This window comes from Streptomyces olivochromogenes (assembly GCF_001514115.1).
Lineage (GTDB): Bacteria > Actinomycetota > Actinomycetes > Streptomycetales > Streptomycetaceae > Streptomyces > Streptomyces olivochromogenes.
In genome coordinates, this window is sequence record NZ_KQ948464.1 from 107,133 (window position 1) to 125,422 (window position 18,290).

General features: G+C 69.6%; 20 protein-coding genes and 1 riboswitch. Of the genes, 7 read left to right on the plus strand and 13 right to left on the minus strand.

Going from position 1 to position 18,290, the window contains the following annotated elements; translation table 11 throughout:
* Positions 1-330: 330 nt before the first annotated feature.
* The 3 genes from AQJ27_RS32135 to AQJ27_RS32145 form a co-directional block, all read right to left on the minus strand.
* Positions 331-1,041, minus strand: coding sequence for a LysM peptidoglycan-binding domain-containing protein (locus AQJ27_RS32135; RefSeq protein ID WP_067376154.1), 711 nt, complete (start codon positions 1,039-1,041; stop codon positions 331-333).
* A gap of 4 nt (positions 1,042-1,045) precedes the next feature.
* Positions 1,046-1,209: riboswitch (cyclic di-AMP (ydaO/yuaA leader) on the minus strand.
* Positions 1,210-1,392: 183 nt separating this feature from the next.
* Positions 1,393-2,397, minus strand: a complete 1,005-nt coding sequence (locus AQJ27_RS32140; RefSeq protein WP_067376156.1) for a LysM peptidoglycan-binding domain-containing protein — start codon at positions 2,395-2,397, stop codon at positions 1,393-1,395.
* A 171-nt stretch (positions 2,398-2,568) separates the two neighbouring features.
* Positions 2,569-3,852, minus strand: coding sequence for a cytochrome P450 family protein (locus AQJ27_RS32145; RefSeq protein ID WP_067376158.1), 1,284 nt, complete (start codon positions 3,850-3,852; stop codon positions 2,569-2,571).
* Between the two features lie 233 nt (positions 3,853-4,085).
* Between AQJ27_RS32145 and AQJ27_RS32150 the strand changes: the two genes are divergently transcribed.
* Positions 4,086-5,297 carry a globin domain-containing protein gene (locus tag AQJ27_RS32150; protein ID WP_067376160.1) on the plus strand — a complete coding sequence of 404 codons (1,212 nt, stop codon included), beginning with the start codon at positions 4,086-4,088 and terminating at the stop codon, positions 5,295-5,297.
* 88 nt (positions 5,298-5,385) lie between these two features.
* Here the strand turns inward: AQJ27_RS32150 and AQJ27_RS32155 are convergent, their stop codons facing one another.
* The 5 genes from AQJ27_RS32155 to AQJ27_RS32175 all read right to left on the minus strand — a co-directional run bounded on the left by AQJ27_RS32155 (position 5,386) and on the right by AQJ27_RS32175 (position 9,495).
* The gene (locus AQJ27_RS32155; protein WP_067376162.1) at positions 5,386-6,372 is read right to left on the minus strand and encodes a nucleoside triphosphate pyrophosphohydrolase; all 987 of its coding nucleotides are present in this window, start codon (positions 6,370-6,372) and stop codon (positions 5,386-5,388) included.
* Between the two features lie 152 nt (positions 6,373-6,524).
* A complete protein-coding gene (locus tag AQJ27_RS32160; RefSeq protein WP_067376164.1) occupies positions 6,525-7,184 on the minus strand; it encodes a SurA N-terminal domain-containing protein in 660 nt (219 codons plus the stop codon).
* 326 nt (positions 7,185-7,510) lie between these two features.
* Complete coding sequence (locus AQJ27_RS32165; protein ID WP_067376166.1) at positions 7,511-8,152, minus strand: hypothetical protein; 642 nt, start codon at positions 8,150-8,152, stop codon at positions 7,511-7,513.
* Positions 8,153-8,272: 120 nt separating this feature from the next.
* Complete coding sequence (locus tag AQJ27_RS32170; protein ID WP_067376167.1) at positions 8,273-8,590, minus strand: hypothetical protein; 318 nt, start codon at positions 8,588-8,590, stop codon at positions 8,273-8,275.
* Positions 8,591-8,667: 77 nt separating this feature from the next.
* Positions 8,668-9,495 carry a glycoside hydrolase domain-containing protein gene (locus AQJ27_RS32175; protein WP_067376168.1) on the minus strand — a complete coding sequence of 276 codons (828 nt, stop codon included), beginning with the start codon at positions 9,493-9,495 and terminating at the stop codon, positions 8,668-8,670.
* Between the two features lie 388 nt (positions 9,496-9,883).
* Between AQJ27_RS32175 and AQJ27_RS32180 the strand changes: the two genes are divergently transcribed.
* Both AQJ27_RS32180 and AQJ27_RS32185 read left to right on the plus strand, forming a co-directional pair.
* Positions 9,884-10,600, plus strand: a complete 717-nt coding sequence (locus tag AQJ27_RS32180; protein ID WP_067376170.1) for a hypothetical protein — start codon at positions 9,884-9,886, stop codon at positions 10,598-10,600.
* Between the two features lie 111 nt (positions 10,601-10,711).
* A complete protein-coding gene (locus AQJ27_RS32185; protein ID WP_235613661.1) occupies positions 10,712-11,086 on the plus strand; it encodes a hypothetical protein in 375 nt (124 codons plus the stop codon).
* 77 nt (positions 11,087-11,163) lie between these two features.
* Here AQJ27_RS32185 and AQJ27_RS32190 read toward each other — a convergent pair whose 3' ends face one another.
* Entirely contained in the window at positions 11,164-12,888 is a 1,725-nt protein-coding gene (locus AQJ27_RS32190) for a peptidase M16 family protein (protein WP_067376171.1), read from the minus strand.
* Positions 12,889-12,921: 33 nt separating this feature from the next.
* Positions 12,922-13,875 (minus strand): hypothetical protein, encoded by a 954-nt coding sequence (locus tag AQJ27_RS32195; protein WP_067376173.1) that lies wholly within the window; start codon positions 13,873-13,875, stop codon positions 12,922-12,924.
* Positions 13,876-14,164: 289 nt separating this feature from the next.
* Here AQJ27_RS32195 and AQJ27_RS32200 point away from each other — a divergent pair, with 289 nt between their 5' ends.
* A complete protein-coding gene (locus AQJ27_RS32200; RefSeq protein ID WP_067376175.1) occupies positions 14,165-14,608 on the plus strand; it encodes a hypothetical protein in 444 nt (147 codons plus the stop codon).
* A 112-nt stretch (positions 14,609-14,720) separates the two neighbouring features.
* Entirely contained in the window at positions 14,721-15,590 is an 870-nt protein-coding gene (locus tag AQJ27_RS32205; RefSeq protein ID WP_067376178.1) for a hypothetical protein, read from the plus strand.
* A 12-nt stretch (positions 15,591-15,602) separates the two neighbouring features.
* On the opposite strand, the gene AQJ27_RS32210 is transcribed toward AQJ27_RS32205, so the two are convergent.
* Positions 15,603-16,112, minus strand: coding sequence for a GNAT family N-acetyltransferase (locus AQJ27_RS32210; protein ID WP_067376179.1), 510 nt, complete (start codon positions 16,110-16,112; stop codon positions 15,603-15,605).
* Positions 16,113-16,221: 109 nt separating this feature from the next.
* On the opposite strand from AQJ27_RS32210, the gene AQJ27_RS56560 reads away from it, so the two are divergent.
* Entirely contained in the window at positions 16,222-16,536 is a 315-nt protein-coding gene (locus AQJ27_RS56560) for a GNAT family N-acetyltransferase (RefSeq protein ID WP_159064436.1), read from the plus strand.
* A 157-nt stretch (positions 16,537-16,693) separates the two neighbouring features.
* On the opposite strand, the gene AQJ27_RS32220 is transcribed toward AQJ27_RS56560, so the two are convergent.
* Positions 16,694-17,077 (minus strand): hypothetical protein, encoded by a 384-nt coding sequence (locus AQJ27_RS32220; protein WP_235613662.1) that lies wholly within the window; start codon positions 17,075-17,077, stop codon positions 16,694-16,696.
* Positions 17,078-17,252: 175 nt separating this feature from the next.
* On the opposite strand from AQJ27_RS32220, the gene AQJ27_RS32225 reads away from it, so the two are divergent.
* A complete protein-coding gene (locus tag AQJ27_RS32225; RefSeq protein WP_159064437.1) occupies positions 17,253-17,681 on the plus strand; it encodes a hypothetical protein in 429 nt (142 codons plus the stop codon).
* 67 nt (positions 17,682-17,748) lie between these two features.
* Here AQJ27_RS32225 and AQJ27_RS32230 read toward each other — a convergent pair whose 3' ends face one another.
* Positions 17,749-18,204, minus strand: coding sequence for a DUF5959 family protein (locus AQJ27_RS32230; RefSeq protein ID WP_067376182.1), 456 nt, complete (start codon positions 18,202-18,204; stop codon positions 17,749-17,751).
* Positions 18,205-18,290: the final 86 nt, after the last annotated feature.

An 18,290-nucleotide genomic window follows, 5' to 3' on the forward strand; every position in this document is an offset into this window, starting at 1 on the left:
TGGGATGTGACGCGGGTACGCGGAGCCTGTGATGGCTTCGCGACATGAGCCTAACCGCCCCGGGGGGATCGGCCAGCCGGTCGCCCACCCCTTGGGCAGAACTGAACGTACACATTGTTCCAGAACGGAACAAAAACGGGTACGGAAATCTGGGTACGAAATGCTCGCCACGAAGGGCCGGACACGAAAAACCCCGCTCCGGTGCGTACGGGGGAACACGCACCGGAGCGGGGAGCCCGTGGGGACGGGGGTGGCCCTCACCGGGGTCTCCAGTGTGGAGACCCCCTTTATGAGGGACCTGTCATTCAGCTGGGGTGAAGCTGCCGATCATCAGCTGAGGTGCAGCTGCTGACCCGGGTAGATGAAGTCGGCGTCCGCGACGATGTCCTTGTTCAGCTTGAACAGCCGCTGCCAGCCGCCCTTGACCTTCTTCTTCTCGGCGATCGAGCTGAGGCTGTCACCCTTGACGACCTTGTACTCGCCGTCGCCCTTCTTGACCTTCTTGCCGGTCGGGGTGGAGACGGTCTTCTCGGCGGCCGGACGGGACGCCGAACGGGAGGCCGCGGTGTCCGTCGAGCGGGTGGTGGTGCCGGCGCTCGGCGAGCTGTTCGACGAGGAGCCGTTCGAGGAGGACGAGGTCGACGGGGCGCTCGCACCGCCGGTGTACGCGGCGCTCGACAGGCCCGTGCCACAGGTCGGCCAGGCACCCTTGCCCTGCGCGGCGAGGACCTTCTCGCCGATGGTGATCTGCTGGGACTTGGAGGCCTGGTTGGCGGTCGCGGCGTACGCGGTGCCGCCGTACGCGGCCCAGGTGGAGGCCGAGAACTGCAGACCGCCGTAGTAGCCGTTGCCGGTGTTGATGGACCAGTTCCCGCCGGACTCGCACTGGGCGACGGCGTCCCACTGGGAGGAGGTGGCGGCGGAGGCGTTGCCGGCCGCCATCAGCGGAGCGGCGATGGCGACACCGGTGACGCCGGCGAGCGTGGCGACACGAGTGGCCTTGGACGGACGGCGGTGCTTGCCCTTGCTGGAAAACAGCATGGAGAGATCCCCTCACCGACGCCTGCGAGGTGAGCTGTCGGGTTCGGGCGGGTGAGTGCCCGGCCGTGCGCTCTGAGCGCTCGGCTTCACCCCAAGCCGCTCCCGGTCAACTACCGGGCGCGGCGCATACCTTGGGTCCCCCGCTCCTGCCTACGGCGCTGACGCGTCGACTGTTCCCGTACGGCCGTTGGCAGGATTCGGCGTTGACGACCGTCGGGGCCCGCTGTGGCGAGCGGTCATGACCGTAAGCAGTCGATCGGCTGAATTCCAAAGACGATCAGGGCCTTTGAGATCCATCTCTCACTCGCACCAAACCGGACATTACACAGCGAACCATGACGTGAACTGCCCCTACTTTTCGCCCGATTCAGCACCAACTGCAAGGCTCTGACCGGGAAGGATGAGGTTCGGGTCGACGCCGACCGTCTTCTTGTTCGCGTCGTACAGCTCGGCCCATCCGCCTTCGAGGTCAAGGGCGTCCGCGATGGTCCAGAGATTGTCTCCGGCGCGCACGACGTAGGAGCCGTCGACGGCATCGCGGGAGGCGCCGGAGCCGCGTGAGGCATGCCGCCCGGAGGAGTCGTCGCCGCGGCCGTCCACGGCACTGTCGGTGGTGTCCTCGTCCGCGGTGCCGCCGCGGTGGCGCCCCGCACCGGTCGTCGCGTTCTCGGAGGTACCGGAAGAGTCGCCACCCTGGCCGGAGTTGCCCGAGTCGTCGCCCTTCGTCGTGTCCGTGTCGGAGCCGTCCGCCCCCTGGGCATCGTCGCCGGTGTCGGCCTTCGTCGTGTTCCCGGTCCCCTTCGAGGATGAACCGGACGAAGACGAGCCAGACGAAGACGAATCGGACTTCGAGCCGGAAGAGCCGGACGGAGCCGAAGTCCCGGATGAACTGGACGAATCGGATGAATTAGATGAACCAGATGAGTCCGACGTACTGGACGAGTCGTTCGCCACGCCCGTGTCGACCAGGATGTCGCCCGAGTTCTTGCTCAGCCCGGAGAGCGGTCCGCAGGTCGGCCAGGCGGCGAGGCCCCGGTCGTCGAGGAGCTTCTCGGCGATGGCTATCTGCTGCGACCGGCTGGCCTCGTCGGCGCTCGACGCGTAGGCGAGGCCGCCGTACTTCTCCCAGTCCGCCTGGCTGATCTGGAGCCCGCCGTAATACCCGTTGCCGCTGTCGGCACTCCACTGGCCGGCGCTCTCGCACTCGGCGACCCGGTCCCACGTGGTGCCGTCGGCCGCGCTCGCGCTGGTGGCACCGAGCAACGGGATCGCGATGGCGGATCCGGTCACTCCTGCCGCGACGATGAGGGCCGGGGCCTGACGGGGGCGACGATGGCGGCCGTTCCCGGAGAGCATGCGGAAGCCTTTCACGTGACAGCAGGTGACTACGCGACGTGTGAGTCGCGTTGACGAGTGAACGTATCCGCACCCGAACACTTGTCACAAGTCGATGCAGCGTAGATCACGTGAAGATCACAGAGTTGAGTGCGTGTCAGGTTTGAGCGCCCGTAGGTGTATGGTCGCCCGCTATCGCGAGACCGGTACCGGGGGCGTGAACTCCACTGGAAGCGTGCGCAATCCGCGCATAATGAGCCCGCCGCGCCAGCGCAAATCGTCCGAATCCCCCGCGAGTTGAAGGTCGGGGAGACGGGTGAGGAGGGTGGCGAGCGCGGTCTGGCCCTCCAGGCGGGCGAGCGGGGCGCCGAGGCAGTAGTGGATGCCGTGGCCGTAGCCGAGGTGTTGGTTGTCACGGCGGGAGAGGTCCAGCGTGTCCGGCTGTTCGAACCGCGCGGGGTCACGGTCCGCAGCCGCGAGGACCACGAGGACGGGGTCGCCTGGCGCGATGCCTTGACCGCCGATGCACACGGCCTCGGTCGCGAACCGCCACGTGGCCAGTTCTACGGGCCCGTCGTAACGGAGGAGTTCCTCGACGCCGGTCTCGAGGAGTTCGCGTTCGCCGGCGGCCAGGGACCGCTGGAGACGCGCGCGCTGTTCGGGGTGGGTGAGGAGGGCGTACGTGCCGTTGCCGATGAGGTTGACCGTCGTCTCGAACCCGGCGAAGAGCAGGATGAAGGCCATGGCGGCGGCCTCGTTCTCCGTGAGGTGCTCGCCGTGGTCGGACGCGCGGATGAGACCGGAGATGAGGTCCTCACCGGGCGCGGGCGTGTCGGGAAGGCCTTCCCGCTTCTTGTGAATGAGTTCGAGCAGATACCCACGCATCTTCTTGACCGAGCGCGCGACCCCGCCCCGCGGTCCGCCGCCGTGCCGGATCATCATCCCCGCCCAGTCCCGGAAGTCGTCCTGGTCCTCGCGGGGCACGCCCAGCAGGTCGCAGATGGCGTAGATGGGAAGCGGGAACGCGAACTCGTGGATCAGGTCCGCAGAACCCTTCTCCGCGAACTGGTCGATCAGTTGATCGGTGAGCTCCTGCACGCGCGGCGCGAACTCGGCCACCCGTCGCGGCGTGAACGCCTTCGATACCAGCCGCCGCAGCCGGGTGTGGTCCGGCGGGTCGATGTTCAGCAGATGCGTCATCAGCTCGGCCTTGCGCTCCCCCGGAATACCCGTCTTCCCTTTCGCGTGGGCGGGTTCGTCGTGGTGCGCCGGATTCTTGCTGAGCCGCGCGTCGGCGAGCGCCTGCTTGGCGTCCGCGTACCGCGTCACCAGCCAGGCCTCCACCCCACTCGGCAGCCGCGTCCTGTGCACGGGGGCGTGCTCCCGCAGCCAGGCGTACGCGGGGTAGGGATCGCTGGCGAACTCCCAGGTGAAGAGTTCCGGGGCGGGGCTGAACGGCGGCGGCTGATCGGTCACTCCCTGACGGTATCCGGAGGGAGGGGGAACGGGGTGGGGGCGGTGGTGGAGGGCGGCGTGGGAGAGGGGCGCGGGAGGGCGGTGCCCGAGGGCGGTGTGAAAGGGGGGTGTGTGAGGGGGGTCTGGGAGGGCGGTGCGGGAGGATGGTGCAGAACGCGCCCCGTTCATCCCGGGCCATCCCGAAATCGGCAGCTGTTTGACTTCACGCCTCGCCTCCTCCCTAAATTCGCGCCGTGGACCCCGAAATACTCAGATCCAGCTTCGCGGTCGTCGAGAGACGGGCCGAGTTCGCGGTCAAGTACTTCTACTCGCATCTCTTCCGGCACTACCCGGACGTCCGCGGGCTCTTCCCCCTGGACTTCCCGGAGGACATGGAGCGACAGCGGGACCGGTTGTTCGCGGCACTCACGTATGTGATGGAGCGGCTGGAGGATCCGACGCTGCCGGGGTACCTGCGGGAGCTGGGACGGGACCACCGGAAGTACCTGGCCGAGCCGGAGCACTACGCCGCCGTGGGGGCGAGCCTGATCGCCGCGTTCGCCGCCGTCGCGGGGTCGGCGTGGAGCGCGGAGGCCGAGAAGGCCTGGACCGAGGCATACGGGGCGATCACGAACGTCATGCTCCAGGGCGCGTGGGAGGCACAGCACGAGGGTGAACCGCCCTGGTGGGACGCCGAGGTCGTGTCCCGGACCCGGCACGGCGACGACCTCGTCGTACTGACCCTCCGCCCGCACCACCGGCTGCGCTACTCCCCCGGCCAGTACGTCAGCGTCAGCGTCCCCCACCTGCCGGGCATCTGGCGCCCGTACTCGCTCGGCAACGCGCCCCGCGCCGACCACACCGTCGACCTGCACGTCAGCCGCGTCGAGGACGGGGTGCTGTCCACCGCCCTGGTCCGGCAGACCCGGGAGGGCGATGTCCTGCGGCTCGGCGCACCCGGCGGCGCCCTGACCCTGCGGGCGCCGGTGGAACGGCCGCTGACCTTCATCGCGGCCGGCACCGGTTGGGCCCCTGTCAAGGCGCTGCTCCAGCAACTCGACGCCACGCACGAGGCCCGGCTGTTCCTCGTGGCCCGCGACACCTCGTACCTCTACGACCGGTCGGCCGTGGAACGACTCCAGTCCCGGTTACCCCGCCTCGGCGTCACCTTCATCACCCCCGCGCCCGGCCGCCCCAAGGCCCAGGCCACCGAGCGACTGCTGACCGCGCTGGGCAACCGCGCCGGCTGGGCCCGCCACGACGTCTATCTCGCCGGGCCGCCCCCGCTCGTCGAGGAGATCGCCGAGGCCCTCCCCGCCTTCGGCACCCCGCCGGAACAGATCTTCCACGACCTCCTCCCACCCGCCGACCCCAGCCGCCCGCGCCCCCTGGGCCCCGCGGAGTGGCTGCTGGACCGCCCCCACCCCAACTGGCACAACCCGACAAGCCGCGCCCCCAACACGTAGCCCTGTTGCCAGACCTCCCGCCTCCTCCAGTGCCTGATGTCAGCGGGTGGAGAGCCTCCACGCCCTGCGGCCCCTGGCCTCGACCTCCTCAGCCCGTCTCCGTCACCCGGATCGCGTCCCGGTATGCCCGCGCCGCCGCGCGCAGGGCCGCCTCCGGGTCCACTCCCTCGGCCTCCGCGTGGGCGGCGATGGCCAGCAGTTCGTAGCCGACGCCTTCGCCTCGGGGGAGTTCGACCTCAAGTCCCGCCGTGCGCACGCGCGATGCCAGCTTCGCCGCGAGGGCCAGGCCCGGCTGGCCCAGCGGTATCCCCTCCGTCACGGACGTCCGCCGCTTCTCCTCGGCCTTGGTGCGCAGCCAGTGCTCCTTGACCTCCTCGGGGGTCGTGGCCGTCTCGTCGCCGAACACGTGCGGGTGGCGGTGGATCAGCTTGGTGACGATGCCGCCGGCCACGTCGTCGATGGAGAAGGGAGCCTCGGCGTCCTCCTCCGCGATCCTGGCGTGGAAGACGACCTGGAGCAGCACGTCGCCGAGCTCTTCCCTGAGCTCGTCCCTGTCGCCCTCCTCGATCGCCTCGACGAGCTCGTACGCCTCCTCGATCCCGTACTTCGCGAGGCCCTTGTGGGTCTGCTGGGACGACCACGGGCACTCGACGCGGATGCGGTCCATGACCTGGACGAGGTCGAGGAGGCGGGCGCCCGGCAGGTCGTACGAGGCCGGGAGCAGCTCCAGGTCCGGCATCTGTATGCGGCCGGAGCCGGCGAGGCGGGCCAGGCCGTCGGTGAGGCGCGGCTCGCCCTCGCCGGTGGCGACGACGACCACCGTGCGGCCACCGGCGCAGACGGCCACCAGCTCCTGGGCATCGGGGGAAGCCTCGTCGACGCCGATGCCCGCCTCACGCAGATACGGCAGCTGCGGATGTGCGCCGTCCGCGCACAGCACCTGGTCGGCGGTGCGCAGCACCTGCCAGGCGGGCCAGGACAGCAGCCCGGGGGCGACGCGGTGGCTGGTGGTGAGCAGGACGATACGGCCGGGGGCGGGAACCTGGGCGGTGGCGTCGGAGCTGGTTGCGTTCACCCCACGAACGTAACCCACGCCACCGACGCCCCCAGGAGTTATCCACAGGCCGGGAGGCGGCCGAAGTGTTTATCCACAGCTTCACCCCCAGGCCAGGACCCGGCGCTGCCCCACGACCCACTGGCCTACTGGCCTACTGGCCTACTGGCCTACTACGCCGTCTGCTGCGTACCCGTCGACGTGACCTCCCGCAGCCACGGTGTCTTCACATCGACGCGGCTGCTCTTCTGGACGTCCCAGGCGCCGTAGCGCGGGTTCAGGTCGACGTTCAGCTTCTTGGACGCGTCGGACATGGCCTTCCAGAACGTGGCCTTGCCGTCGGTGGTGTTCATGTCGGCACCGAGCGCGGCGGCGAGCTTCTGGGCCTCGATCTCGGTACGGAGGTTGTCGTCGAGACGCTGGGGCGCCACCCCGTACTGCTGCAGCCAGGCCGTCTCCAGCGCCTTCGCACCGCCCGCCTGGCCCTCCAGCGTCGCCCGCATCTGCTGGGTGTCCGCGCGGGTGACGCTCACGCCCGCGTCCTTGGCGGCCCGGTCGAGGACCTGGTCGAGGACCATGGTGTGCAGGGTGGCGCGGGTGAGGCTGCCGGTCTTGGCGATGGCCTGCTCGTACTGGGCCTCGTCCTTGACGGCGGCCCGCTGTGCCGAGCGCACCTCGTTCACCCGGCTCTCCAACTGCGCGACCGTGATCCGCCGGCCACCGACGACGGCCGCGGCGCCTGGGTGCGCCTCGCCACCGCACGCCGTGAGAAGGGGGGCCGCCGCGACGATCGCGGCGGAGAGGACGAACGCGGTGCGACGGCGGCGGTGCAAGGAAACCTCCCGAGGAGATTGTGCGACGGTGCACAAAGTCTTGCGGTGATCGATGGTAGGCAGTGGCCCGGCTCTCGGCCAGCCATTCGACCAACGATTCGCGGAGACTTCAGATACCGGCGCGGCTGCCGTGACGAGCGGGACGGCCACCGTCCGCTCTGACGACCGTTCACATCCCCTCGTACGGCCGATCACATCCGCTCGTACAGCCGCTCACATCCGCCGGTACGACCGACCACATCCACTCATGCGACCGATCAAGTCCGGTCGCACGACCGGTCACGTCGGGACGTATCGCCGATCGCGTCCTGTCGTACCGGCCCCGGCTAACCGCGCGCCTCGACCTCGCGCTCGACGACCCCGGCGATCTCGGCGCGCAGTCCGTCGCCGACGCGCGTCACGGTGATGTTCTTGGCGCTCGTGGAGTCGGCTCCCGCGTCCCCCACCAGCACGAAGTCGACCTTCTGGTACTGCGGGGCGGTCTGCGTGGCCGCCGTGACCTCGGGTTCTCCGGTCGCGACGACCACGTCGCAGGACCGCTGGAGCAGGCCGTTGAGGTAGGGCCGCGCGTTGGCCGCGGACTGCTCACCGGTCACCGGGACGTAGCTCACGCGCGCGTGCGTCTTGAGGGACGCGTCCTGCATGCCCTGCCAGACCTCGGCCGCGTTGGTGCCGGCCGTGATCCCGTCCTTGCCGGTCAGCAGGCAGGCGTCGACGTCCTTGTAGTGGCGGGCCCGGGTGTCGGGCACCTGTCGCTTCGTGTCGGTGCGGGAGAGGAAGTACCCGGTGACCGCGACCGCGACCGCGACGATCACGGCACCCGCCACCATCGCGACCCCCCTGCCGCCCAGTACACGCGGCCACTGGAGTGCCGCCCGCACACCGGCGGCGAGCCTCGACTCCTGCGTGGCGTCGCGCGCCGCCTTCGCGCGCTGCGCCTGCGGCACCTGCCTGACCCGCTTGACCACGTGGTTCCCGTACCTCCGCCTCTTCGCGCTTCCGCGCTTCCATGCATTCGTGCGGCCCGTGCGACCGGTGCGGCTCGTGCGACCGGTGCGGCTCGTGCGGCCGGTCCGGCCGGTGCGCCGCTAGTACCCGGCGCGCCGGGGCCAGACCGTCCAGGCGTGTACCGCCGCGCCGACCATCGACACCAGGATCAGGAGCACGTCGTCCGCGAACTCGAGGCCGTGGGTGGTCTCGGGTGTGAGCGAGAGCTGTATGACCCACGCCACCAGCACCGCGCAGAACCCCCCGAAGACCGCCCAGTCCGCGCGGGTGCCCCGCGGCAGGGCGATCACGAGGGACGGAACAGGGCACAACAGCCCCAGGCTGACGACGGGAAGCGCCGCCAGCCCGGCACGGACGGCGGACGGTCCGACGACCGCCGGCAGCCTTTCGACCCTCATGCCCTGCTCCTCCTCCGGTTGTTCGCCGGTTGATCTCCGGTTGATGTTCTCCGGCGATCTCGGGATGCGTCCGAATGTCAGCCGGTGATGGCGACCGGCGCGTCCCAGGCGTCGCGGTCCACGGTGATCGTGTAACCGCCGATGGTCTCCTTGCTGTTGACCATGTACTGGTGGGCGCGGCTGTGGCCGGTGAACTGGGTGGAGCCCCACGGCCAGTCCGAGGTCGTCGTGTTGGCCTTGTCCCACAGCGCGTACCAGAGGTTGCCCGGCAGGTCCGTCTTGTCGGTCGCGGTCGCGATGGCCTTGGCGCTGGAGCTGGTGAAGCCGTAGAAACCGGTCCGGTACGTCTTGGCGTGCAGCGCCTTGTCGAAGGCGCGTACGTACGTCAGCGTGGCCTTGTTGCACGCCGTGTTCGTGACGTCGTACGACTCCATGTCCAGGTAGATCGGGCTGCCCGCCTTCATGCCCAGCGCGGACGCCTTGGCCACCGCGTCCGCGGCGTCGGTGGCGCCGAGCGAGGCGGCGTTGGTGGCGGTGAGCTTCTCCGGGTTGGAGCCGGTCTGGCAGGACGGCTGCGCGCCGACGTACAGCGGGATGAGCTTCCAGCCCAGGGTGCTGACCGACTTCACCCAGGACGCGGTGAGGTTGGGCTGGCTGCAGCCGCGGTTCTTGCCGCCGATGTAGACGGCGGCCGCTCCGTAGAAGCCGGTGTGCCAGGCCTTCATCGCCGTCAGCGAGGGGGCGGCGCAGGTGTCGAAGGCCCGGCCCGTGAACGTCCGCTGGGCGGGCCAGGTGGTCGCCGCCATCGACGTCTGCGCCGCGATCCCGGCCCCGGCGACCACGGCCGCGCCTGCCGTCGCCCAAGCGATGTAACGGCCCTTCTTAGACATCCGATGGCTGGACATCCCCACCCCATTCATGACGCGCGCACGTCACGGCGCGCGGAACGCACAGGACATGCGGTCATATAGATCGAATCAAGACAGTTCAAGACAGTTGAGCCCCGTCGGCGCCCATCCCGGCTCACCGGTGAGAGAGGGTGACCGGCCCCCGGCGCGCGGGGCGGATCGCACCGTAACCGACGCCACCCCCTTGATCGGGAAACCCCGTATCTCAATCGCCACAAGAATCCCTCAAGCCACGGCAAAACATGGGGAGTCCATGGAACCCCGGGCCGATCGAGCCCCTCTTTTACCGATCTTTGGCACCCCGATGGCTGTGGATGGCCTGTGCACCCATAGAGTCCGCTCGGCTCAACAGCACCACTTCTCAAAGAAGGACTCAGACATCCCGATGCGTCACCCCTCTCGCACGGCCAAGGCCCTGCTCGCCGCAGCCGTGCTCCCGCTCGCCCTGGCGGCCTGCTCCTCCGGACCCACCGTTCAGCCCTCGTCCGCCAAGACGAAGCAGGCCAAGGACCCCAACGCCGGTCTGCTGACCGGCGCGCAGCTCAAGAAGGCGCTCGCGCCCGCGTCCTTCTTCGCCACCGGTTTCGCGGTCGACCCCAGCGGTGCACGGGACTCCGGCACCACGTACACCGCCCCGAGCTCCTCCCCCGCGCCGAAGCCGGACTGCTCCCTGCTGGGCGGCACCAGCTGGATAACGATCACCGGCGACTCGGGGGTGTCCTTCGCCCAGAACGACTACATCAGCAAGAACACTTCCGAGGACATCGCCCAGGAGGTCGACACCTACCGCGGCACGACCTCGACGACCGTGCTGAAGGACCTGGAGAAGATCGCCACCACGTGCGCGACCTTCACCGACTCCGACACTCACACCAAGGTGAAGGTCACCGGCGCCACCACGCCCGGCCTGGGCGACGCCGCCTACACCATCACCCTGACCAACAGCGCCTGGCAGAACGGCACGACCCTGATCGCCGTGCGCGCGGGCACCGACGTCGTCAGCGTCATGTCCACGGACGGGCACGACAACGGCGCCGCCACGGCGAAGAAGCTGGCGACCCGGATCGTGACGTCCCTGAAGGGCGAACACCAGCGCGTGTGACCCGCCAGATGGGAACATGACGCCCCCCGAGAGGATTCTCGGGACCCGAGAAACCTCTCGGGGGGCTCGTAGGGCGCTCGTGGGTGCTCGGGGGATGTGAGAGGCATGGGCATGAGCGTGGACAAGCGCCTGGAAGCCGGCTGGGCCCAGCGGATCGCGTGGTCGGTCCTGGTGGTCGCGTCGTTGGGTCTGCTGGTGTGGGTGCCGTTCCTGTACGCCGCGATCCGCCGCGGCAGGGGCTCGGACTGGGGCGCCTTCTCCGCGTTCCTGCTGTACGAGCTGGTGACGCTGCCGTGGGCGACCGTTCAGTCGGACGCGGGCGATCCCGTCCTCGGCGCGGTCGCCGTCGTCACTCTGGCGATGGCGGTGTGGCTGCTGCTGTTCGCGCTGTTCGACAAGCGCACGCCGAAGTACGCCACGGCGAACGTGGGGCGGACACCCGGACCCATGCCGGGCCCGGCGCCGGGCAACCCGTATATGCGCTGAGGTCACCTCTGAGCTGAGGCCATCTCTGAGCCGAGGTGACCCGGAAACCCTCATCCACGCTCAAGGCACCCGGCGGTTCACCCCCGCCGGGTGCTTCGCACCACCCTGACGGCCGGCCAGGCGAGCAGCGCCCCGACGGCCCAGAGGAAGACGGTGAGGGCGGCCCATTCCCCGGTGCTGGTCTCCGGGTCCGAGGCGCCGAAGACGGTGTACGAGAGGGCCAGCAGGGACCAGAGCCCCGCGAGGACCCCGAAGATGACGAGCAGCGCCGTCTGCCCGCCGGTACGCCGCGCCGATGTCTTCTGCCGAACCGCACCGGCGGATCCTGCGGTCCGCCCCGCCGAAGCGGCGCCCTCCGACTGCCGCTGCTGCCGCTGCTGCCGGGGCGGCAACTGCACCACCGCACTCGGATGCACCGCCGCGTCGATGGTCGCCATGGTGTGCGCGTCGATCCCGTACTCCCCCGGCTCCACCTCCACGGACAGCCCGTCGGTGCCGATGAGCCGGCGCCCGCCGTCGGGCCAGCTGAGCAGGGCGGCGCACGCGCTGTAGAGCACGGTGGCCGCCTCGCCCCCCGCCGTCAGGCTGACCCCCTCGCCCCCGACGACCATGGCCGGCTCGTCCTTGCGTACGGCCTCGAACCGCTTGCCCGTGACGGCGTACGACGACGTGGTCGGGGCCGCCGTGTACCCGGCCCAGTCGGCCCGGTGCCCCGAGGGAGCCTGCAGCAACGCCGTACCGGCGGCCTCCAGCGCCACCGCGTGCACATGCTGCGGTGTCATCGCCCACAGCTCGGCACGCAGTTCTTCGAGCCCGCGCGGCGGACGGTGGGCGAGCAGTTCCTCCGCCGCGCCCGGCAGCCGCCGTACGGCCGCGTCGGGCGCGGTCAGCGTGGCGTCGCTGCGCCCGCGTACGGCCTCCAGGTCGGCCTGCGCGATCCGGCCGACCTGGAGGCCCGCGAGCACGTCGACGAACCCGCCGAGGACCGCGTCCTGCTTGGCGGGCAGGGCGTCCGCGAAGGCGGTGACGGTGGCGAAACCGTCCCGGCGGGAGGTGTAGTCGCTGGCCGCCGTGTAGGAGTAGCCGCCCTCCTGGCGCAGGGACCGGGAGAGTTCGCGTTCCAGGACACCGGCGTAGAGCCGGGCGGCGGTGGTGTCGGTGACGACGGCGTCGAGCAGGACGCCGCCCTTGCCGTCGGAGAAGTAGGCGGGGGCGGTGGGGAGGGCGGAGGTGACGGCGGGCATCGGGCGCCGCTGACCGGCGGGCAGTTTGAGCGAGAGCCCGGCCGGCAGCCGCTCCCCCGCGATCCACAGCACGGCGTTGTCCCGGGTGAACCAGGTCCCGGCCCAATCCCGTACGTCGTCCGGCCGCAACCCCCGTACGCCCCACTCCGGATAGCTGACCAGCCCGTACCCCTGGGCTCCGTACCGCCACAACGGCAGTTGTCCGGGCTCCCGGCGTGCCTCCTCGGTGCGCAGGATCTCCTTCTCGGTCTCCAGCCGCTCCATGGGCAGATCGAGGAGGGAGGTGCACACGCCGTCGAGGTAGGCGACGATCTCGTGCTCGGCGCCCTCCACGTGGAAGTGCGTGAACGCGGCCTTGGTCGCGCCGTTGAAGTGGTAGTCGGCCAGGCCCTGGCGGTGCAGCGCCAGGTGCTCCACCAGGTGGGTGATCCCGGCCCCGGCGAGCGTCTCGTCGGCGACGCCGACGCGGAAGACCAGTCCGGCACGCATGGGCCCGGTGGCGTACGCGAAGAGGGTGGGTATGCCGTCGACCTCGGTGTGATGGATGCCCTGGCTCATCGTCTGCCTCTGCCTGTCTTGTTCGGCATCCGCTCAGCCTCTTCCGAGGGCGGCGGAACGGTGTTTGGCGTACGCGTCCGCGGGCTTGCCGAGGTAACTCCACGGGTACTCGGAGGCCAGGTTGCCCAGGGCACGGAAGTGCGCGGCGGCGCGTGCGGTGTCGCCGATCAGCGAGAAGAGCGCGGCGAAGACGCCCTGGATGGTGACCCACCCGTACGCGGGCCGGTAGTACGGGTGCAGGACGGACCGTTCGGCGGCCTCGACGAGTTCGGCGTGGACGTGGGGCCGGCGCAGATAGTCGGTCCGCTCACTCCCCGTGGAGGGCAGATCGAGCCAGCGCTCCAGGTGCGCCTCCGCCACCAGACCACCGCTGAGCGAGCCTTCGGGCGAGTTGAGCAGGCACTCGCGGGCGAACCCGTGTGCCGCCTCCCAGCTCCCGCTCCACTTGGGACACAGCTGCTGGAGCAGCCGGGCCTGCCCGGTCAAGTGGTGCGGGTGGTACGCGGCCAGCCGGTCGTACCTCCGCCGCGCCTCGTTCTGCCCGAGCTGCAGCCCCATGGCCGTGGTCAGGCGCGCGGCCCAGGCCGCGTCGTGGGACGGGTCGAGGGCGGTGGCCCGGATGAGCAGCCGTTCGGCCTGCCGCAGGTGCTCGTGCAGCTGCCGGAACTGCTCCCGGCTGACGTGCTCGGCGCGCGCGCTGCTCCGGATCTCCCAGCCGATCTCGATCTCGCGGGTCCCGAGCGTGGTGAGGGCCAGTACGTCGTCGGGGGCGGCGGCGACGAGTTCCCGCAGGAAGTGCTCGACGCCGGGCACCTCGGCGACGACCCGGACGAGGAACGCCCGGTCGGTGCCCTGCGGCAGTCCGTCGGCGTACCTCCTGATTCCCGCCCAGTCCCGCGCGGCGGTGGCCTGCCGCAGCCAGCCGACCTCGGGGAAGGCGGAGGCGAGTTCGAAGTCGGGGGGTGGGAGGGACGCGTCGCTCGACATGGAGCGGATGGTAAGTGGCGGGTTGGAGGCGGTTTCCGCCCAGGTGTGGGGAGGTTGTGGGAACACAAGGCCCAAACAGCGCATGCAGGCGTCGACTTGACCCTTCTATGACTGATCTTGGCCGGGTCATTGCTCGAACTTGAGTTCGCCTTGTGGGAGGTGACCTTCCGTCTTTCCGCCGGCTTGGAACAATCCGTGCCGTCTCTGTCACCGCCCCTGTCACCGTCACCGTCACCGCCCCTGTCACCGTCACTTCCACCTCATCTCACCGTCACCAGGAGCCCCACCCGTGGCACTCAACGCCCGTCGCGCCAGACAACTGCTGGAGGTCTCGGCCCCCTTGCTGCTCCAGGGCGAGCAGGTCGAACTCACGAGCCTGGCCGGCATCGGAACGGTCTCGGTGCGCAAGCAGGCCCTCACCGCGGCGGTGGTCGGCGTACTCAGCGCGGGAACGGTGATGGCGACGGTCACCCCGCGCCCGATGTACCTCGTCCTGACGAACCAGCGGATCCTGTTCTTCGACGGCAACCGCGGCGGCAAGCCGGGCAAGTTGCTGATGAACCTCCCGCGCCCGTACGTCACCGCGAGCGCGCCCAAGAAGACCTTCCTCGGCCTCAAGGTGGTCACCCACCTGACCGTCGAGGGCCAGGAGGGCGCCCTCAAGGTCGACTTCCCGGTCCAGACCCGCGCCGACGGCCACCGGTTCGCGACGGCTCTGCCGGTGACGCGCTGACGCACCTCTCCATCGCCGGCTCGCGACATAGACCTGCGGCATAGTCACTCGAACGGCTGAACCGATCCCAAGCCGCCCGATGGAAAGCATCCGCGTCACTACATTCCGTCACATGGTCAGCTCAGCGCATGAGGCGATGCACCAGATCTTCAGGGAGGACCCGGGGCTGTTCGCCCGGGCCCTCCCGAAAGCGGGCATCGCCTTACCCGAACCCACCACGATCCAGCTCCTGGACACTGATCTCACCGAGATCAAATCCATGGCGCGCCGCGTGGACACCCTGATGCCCGTCGACACGGCGGACAGCGGAAGCTACCTGCTCGCCGTGGAGGCGCAAGGCAGACCGGACCCGGACAAGCTCAACAGCTGGACGTACTACCTGGCGTATCTCTACGCCGAGTACAAGCTGCCGCCCCTCCTGCTCGTCGTCTGCCAGGACAAGCCCACGGCGTCCTGGGCCGCGCAGCCCATCCGCATCGGCCTGCCCGCCCACACCAGTATCGCGCTCTTCCCACTGGTCCTGGGCCCCGAAAACCTCCCCACGATCATCGACCCGGACGAGGCGGCCGAAGACCTGGCCCTAGCCGTCTTCTCCGCGCTCGCTCACGCCAACGACCCCGCCCTCCCTGCGATACTGGAGGCGCTGGCGACGGCGCTCGCCACCATCGGAGGCGAGACCGCGCGGGACTGGGCGGAATACACCGAGGTCGGCCTGGGCGACACCCAGAGCCGCGCATTCTGGAGGCACCTGATGACCCTGCGCCCCAGCCGCTTTCCCGGCAGCGGCACCATCATCGAGGAAACCCGGATCAAGGGCCGCGCCGAGGACATCCTCCGCATCCTCGACCTCCGCGCCATCGACATCCCCGAGGCCGCCCGCGAGCGCGTCAACGCCTGCACCGACCTGGAACTGCTGGGCACCTGGTTCGACCGGGCCCTCACGGCCACCAACGCGGAAGAGCTGTTCGCCGCGGAGGCGTAACGAACCCGGAGGTCACAGACGCCGGCGCATGCAGACCCGCGGCCAGCGCTCCAGACCGTGGGCGGCCTCGCGTCGGCGGATGTCCTGGAGCCCGGGACCGAGCGCGCCGTCATCCAGGAACTGGAAACCGCAGCGCACGTAGTAGGGCGCGTTCCAGGGGACGTCGGCGAAGGTGGTCAGGGTCAGAGCGGGTATCCCCTCAGCCCCGGCCCGGTGACCGACATGGTCCAGCAGCGAACGCCCGATGCCGCGCCGCGCGCTGTCCGGGTGCACCGACACCTGCTCGATGTGCAGGTTGTCGTCGACGTGTTCCGCGATGAGGTACGCCACCGGTCTGTCGACCTCGTCGACCGCGACCCAGGCCAGGCCGACGTGCTGATAGTGGGCGAGGTCGGCGAGCGGAAGGGGCTCGTCGTCGGCGATCTCCGGCATGCCGATGTCGGCGAAACACCGCCCGGCGGCGCGCTCGATGTCCTGGAGTAGGGGCAGTTCGTCGATGTGGACTGCTCGGATGCGGCGCATTGACGCATTGTCGCCGAGGGAACCGGTCGAGACCCTTTCCCCGCGGCCCCTCCCCCTCACCCATGGACGCAGTCAGTCATGTCAGTACTCGCCGTTAGTGTCACAGTCCATGAGTGGTGAACGGCATGAGGTGATCGTCCGCAGGGCCGAACAAGCCGACATCGAGGGGCTTGTCGCGTGCGGCAGCGCGCTGTTCGCCGAGGACGCCGGTACCCGCGACCCGGGCGTCGACATCAACTGGCCACGCGAGCACGGACCGCGGCGTTTCTCGTCCGGCCTGGCGGACCCGAACCGACTGCTCCTTGTCGCCGATCGCGGCGACGGCGAAGTGGTCGGCTATCTCACGGGCACGCTGCTGGAGCCGTCCGCAGCGCCGATGCCATCCGTTTCTACGAGCGCAACGGCTTCGCATCCCAGTCGGTGACCCTGGAATCGACTCTGTAGCCGTCTGCGTCGGGTGCCTGCCGGGCGGGGACGGTCGTTCGGCGCGGCCGCCCACCACTGACACCGTCCGCCGAGCCCGCCTCACTTCGGGACCTTGGGCAGCGACACAGATTGGCTGAGGCGGGATGACGAACGGGTCAGATATGGGCCCTGATCTGCCGTACGGGGTGCCCGAGGGCGTCCCCGAGTACGGTCAGTTCTTCGTCACTGAACCAGAGGCGTTCGGGATTCCAGACGGCGATCTCGAAGCGGGCGAAGCCGCACGGCCAGTCGTAGTCCAGCGCGTCCAGCGAGGTCGCGGCACCACAGCAGGGGACCTCGATCGCGAGGGTCCCGAAGCCATCCTCACCGTGGGCTTCGAGAAGGTCACTCCACCACTGGGTGTCGATCGACGCGTCGCACCGCGGACACCCGATCCTCAACAGATTCTGGCCGCAGTCGACAACGGCGGGCGTGTCGTACCAATCGACGTCGATCTCGACGTCCACTCCGTCGGGCAGCCCGGGAGCCAGGTTCGCCACGAGCGCGGCGGTACGGTCGGCCGCCGCCCGTTCGGGCCGCCAGTACGGGTCGGTCGGAATGACCGAGAGGACGTCGTCGCCGCACAGCCGAACCCGGTGTCAGTCCCCGTCGATGAAGTCCCCGGTGATCGCGTGGAACGATCGGAGTGTGACCTGTGACGTGTGTGGACACGAAGTGCGACGGATACAGGTATCGGAACCGCTGACGGAATGGGACCTGCGGGTGAAGGAGCGTTGGTTCTGCCCCTGGTGCTACGCATGGACCGAGCTGGGACACCAGCTGCAGGAGGTCTCCCGGCCGCAGTACCAGCCCGTGGACCTGCGCTGGGAGCGGGCGCAATCACCGGAGCTGCCCGGGGACGTGTCCCACGCCTACGACGAGGCCCATGCTTACGAGGACTTCGGCATGACCTTGTGCGGCATAGGGAGCGACAGCCTGGTCCCCTCTCCATACGGCATGTGGACGCCGGAAGGGCAGGATGTCTGCCAATCCTGCAAGGAGGCTGCGGCCGCCATCGACCAGCGCTGGCCGCTAGAGATGCGCGGCGCCGGGAAACGGATTCATCCGAGGCCTCCCGCCGATTCGGGCCGGCCCCCCTTCTAGGACAACCGCCGCGATGACGTGAGCCGCCTCCGTGAGGCCGCCACCCGCAGCTGAGAGCCTCCTGTCCTCAACCCTGCCCGAAGGGCCAAGCGGCGCGGACCTGGGCGAGTCGCAGACGCTGGGCATCGACCCAGTCGTCGGGCAGGCGCACCGATACGCAAACCGAGGTGAGGGACACCGCGGCGTCCCTCACCACCACCTCGATCGCGTTGAGGACCTCGCCGCGGGAGATGTACGGCCCCTTCGGCGTGATCCGGATCTCCGGGTTTCGACCGTCGTCCATCCAGCGAACCGGCCGGCCCACAGCGAGTAGTTCGAGCGCCTCCGCCCAATCGTCCAGGTCCTCGGGCAACAGGCACACCTCTGTGAGGTGGCCCTTCGCGAACTCGCTGGCCACCACGATGTCGACGTCAAGGCAACCGTCCCACGGAAGCACTCCGGTCGTTGGACCCGCCACCCGCACGACCATGCTGTTCTCTCCATCAGCAAGGCGGATGAGGTCCACCGGACCGCGCTCGGTCATGTCATATCCCCTGGGCCGTGTGCATGTGCCGACTCATCATGCACACCTCCTCGGCAGACCAGTCTCCCGGGAGAGCAAGCGCTGAT

Coding starts and splice junctions, on each gene's coding strand:
- AQJ27_RS32135 (WP_067376154.1), bottom strand. CDS start 1,041: ATGCTGTTTTCCAGCAAGGGCAAGCACCGCCGTCCGTCCAAGGCCACT.
- AQJ27_RS32140 (WP_067376156.1), bottom strand. CDS start 2,397: ATGCTCTCCGGGAACGGCCGCCATCGTCGCCCCCGTCAGGCCCCGGCC.
- AQJ27_RS32170 (WP_067376167.1), bottom strand. CDS start 8,590: ATGAGGGTCGAAAGGCTGCCGGCGGTCGTCGGACCGTCCGCCGTCCGT.
- AQJ27_RS32175 (WP_067376168.1), bottom strand. CDS start 9,495: ATGTCCAGCCATCGGATGTCTAAGAAGGGCCGTTACATCGCTTGGGCG.
- AQJ27_RS32180 (WP_067376170.1), top strand. CDS start 9,884: ATGCGTCACCCCTCTCGCACGGCCAAGGCCCTGCTCGCCGCAGCCGTG.
- AQJ27_RS32185 (WP_235613661.1), top strand. CDS start 10,712: ATGAGCGTGGACAAGCGCCTGGAAGCCGGCTGGGCCCAGCGGATCGCG.
- AQJ27_RS32190 (WP_067376171.1), bottom strand. CDS start 12,888: ATGAGCCAGGGCATCCATCACACCGAGGTCGACGGCATACCCACCCTC.
- AQJ27_RS32195 (WP_067376173.1), bottom strand. CDS start 13,875: ATGTCGAGCGACGCGTCCCTCCCACCCCCCGACTTCGAACTCGCCTCC.
- AQJ27_RS32205 (WP_067376178.1), top strand. CDS start 14,721: ATGGTCAGCTCAGCGCATGAGGCGATGCACCAGATCTTCAGGGAGGAC.
- AQJ27_RS32210 (WP_067376179.1), bottom strand. CDS start 16,112: ATGCGCCGCATCCGAGCAGTCCACATCGACGAACTGCCCCTACTCCAG.
- AQJ27_RS56560 (WP_159064436.1), top strand. CDS start 16,222: ATGAGTGGTGAACGGCATGAGGTGATCGTCCGCAGGGCCGAACAAGCC.
- AQJ27_RS32230 (WP_067376182.1), bottom strand. CDS start 18,204: ATGACCGAGCGCGGTCCGGTGGACCTCATCCGCCTTGCTGATGGAGAG.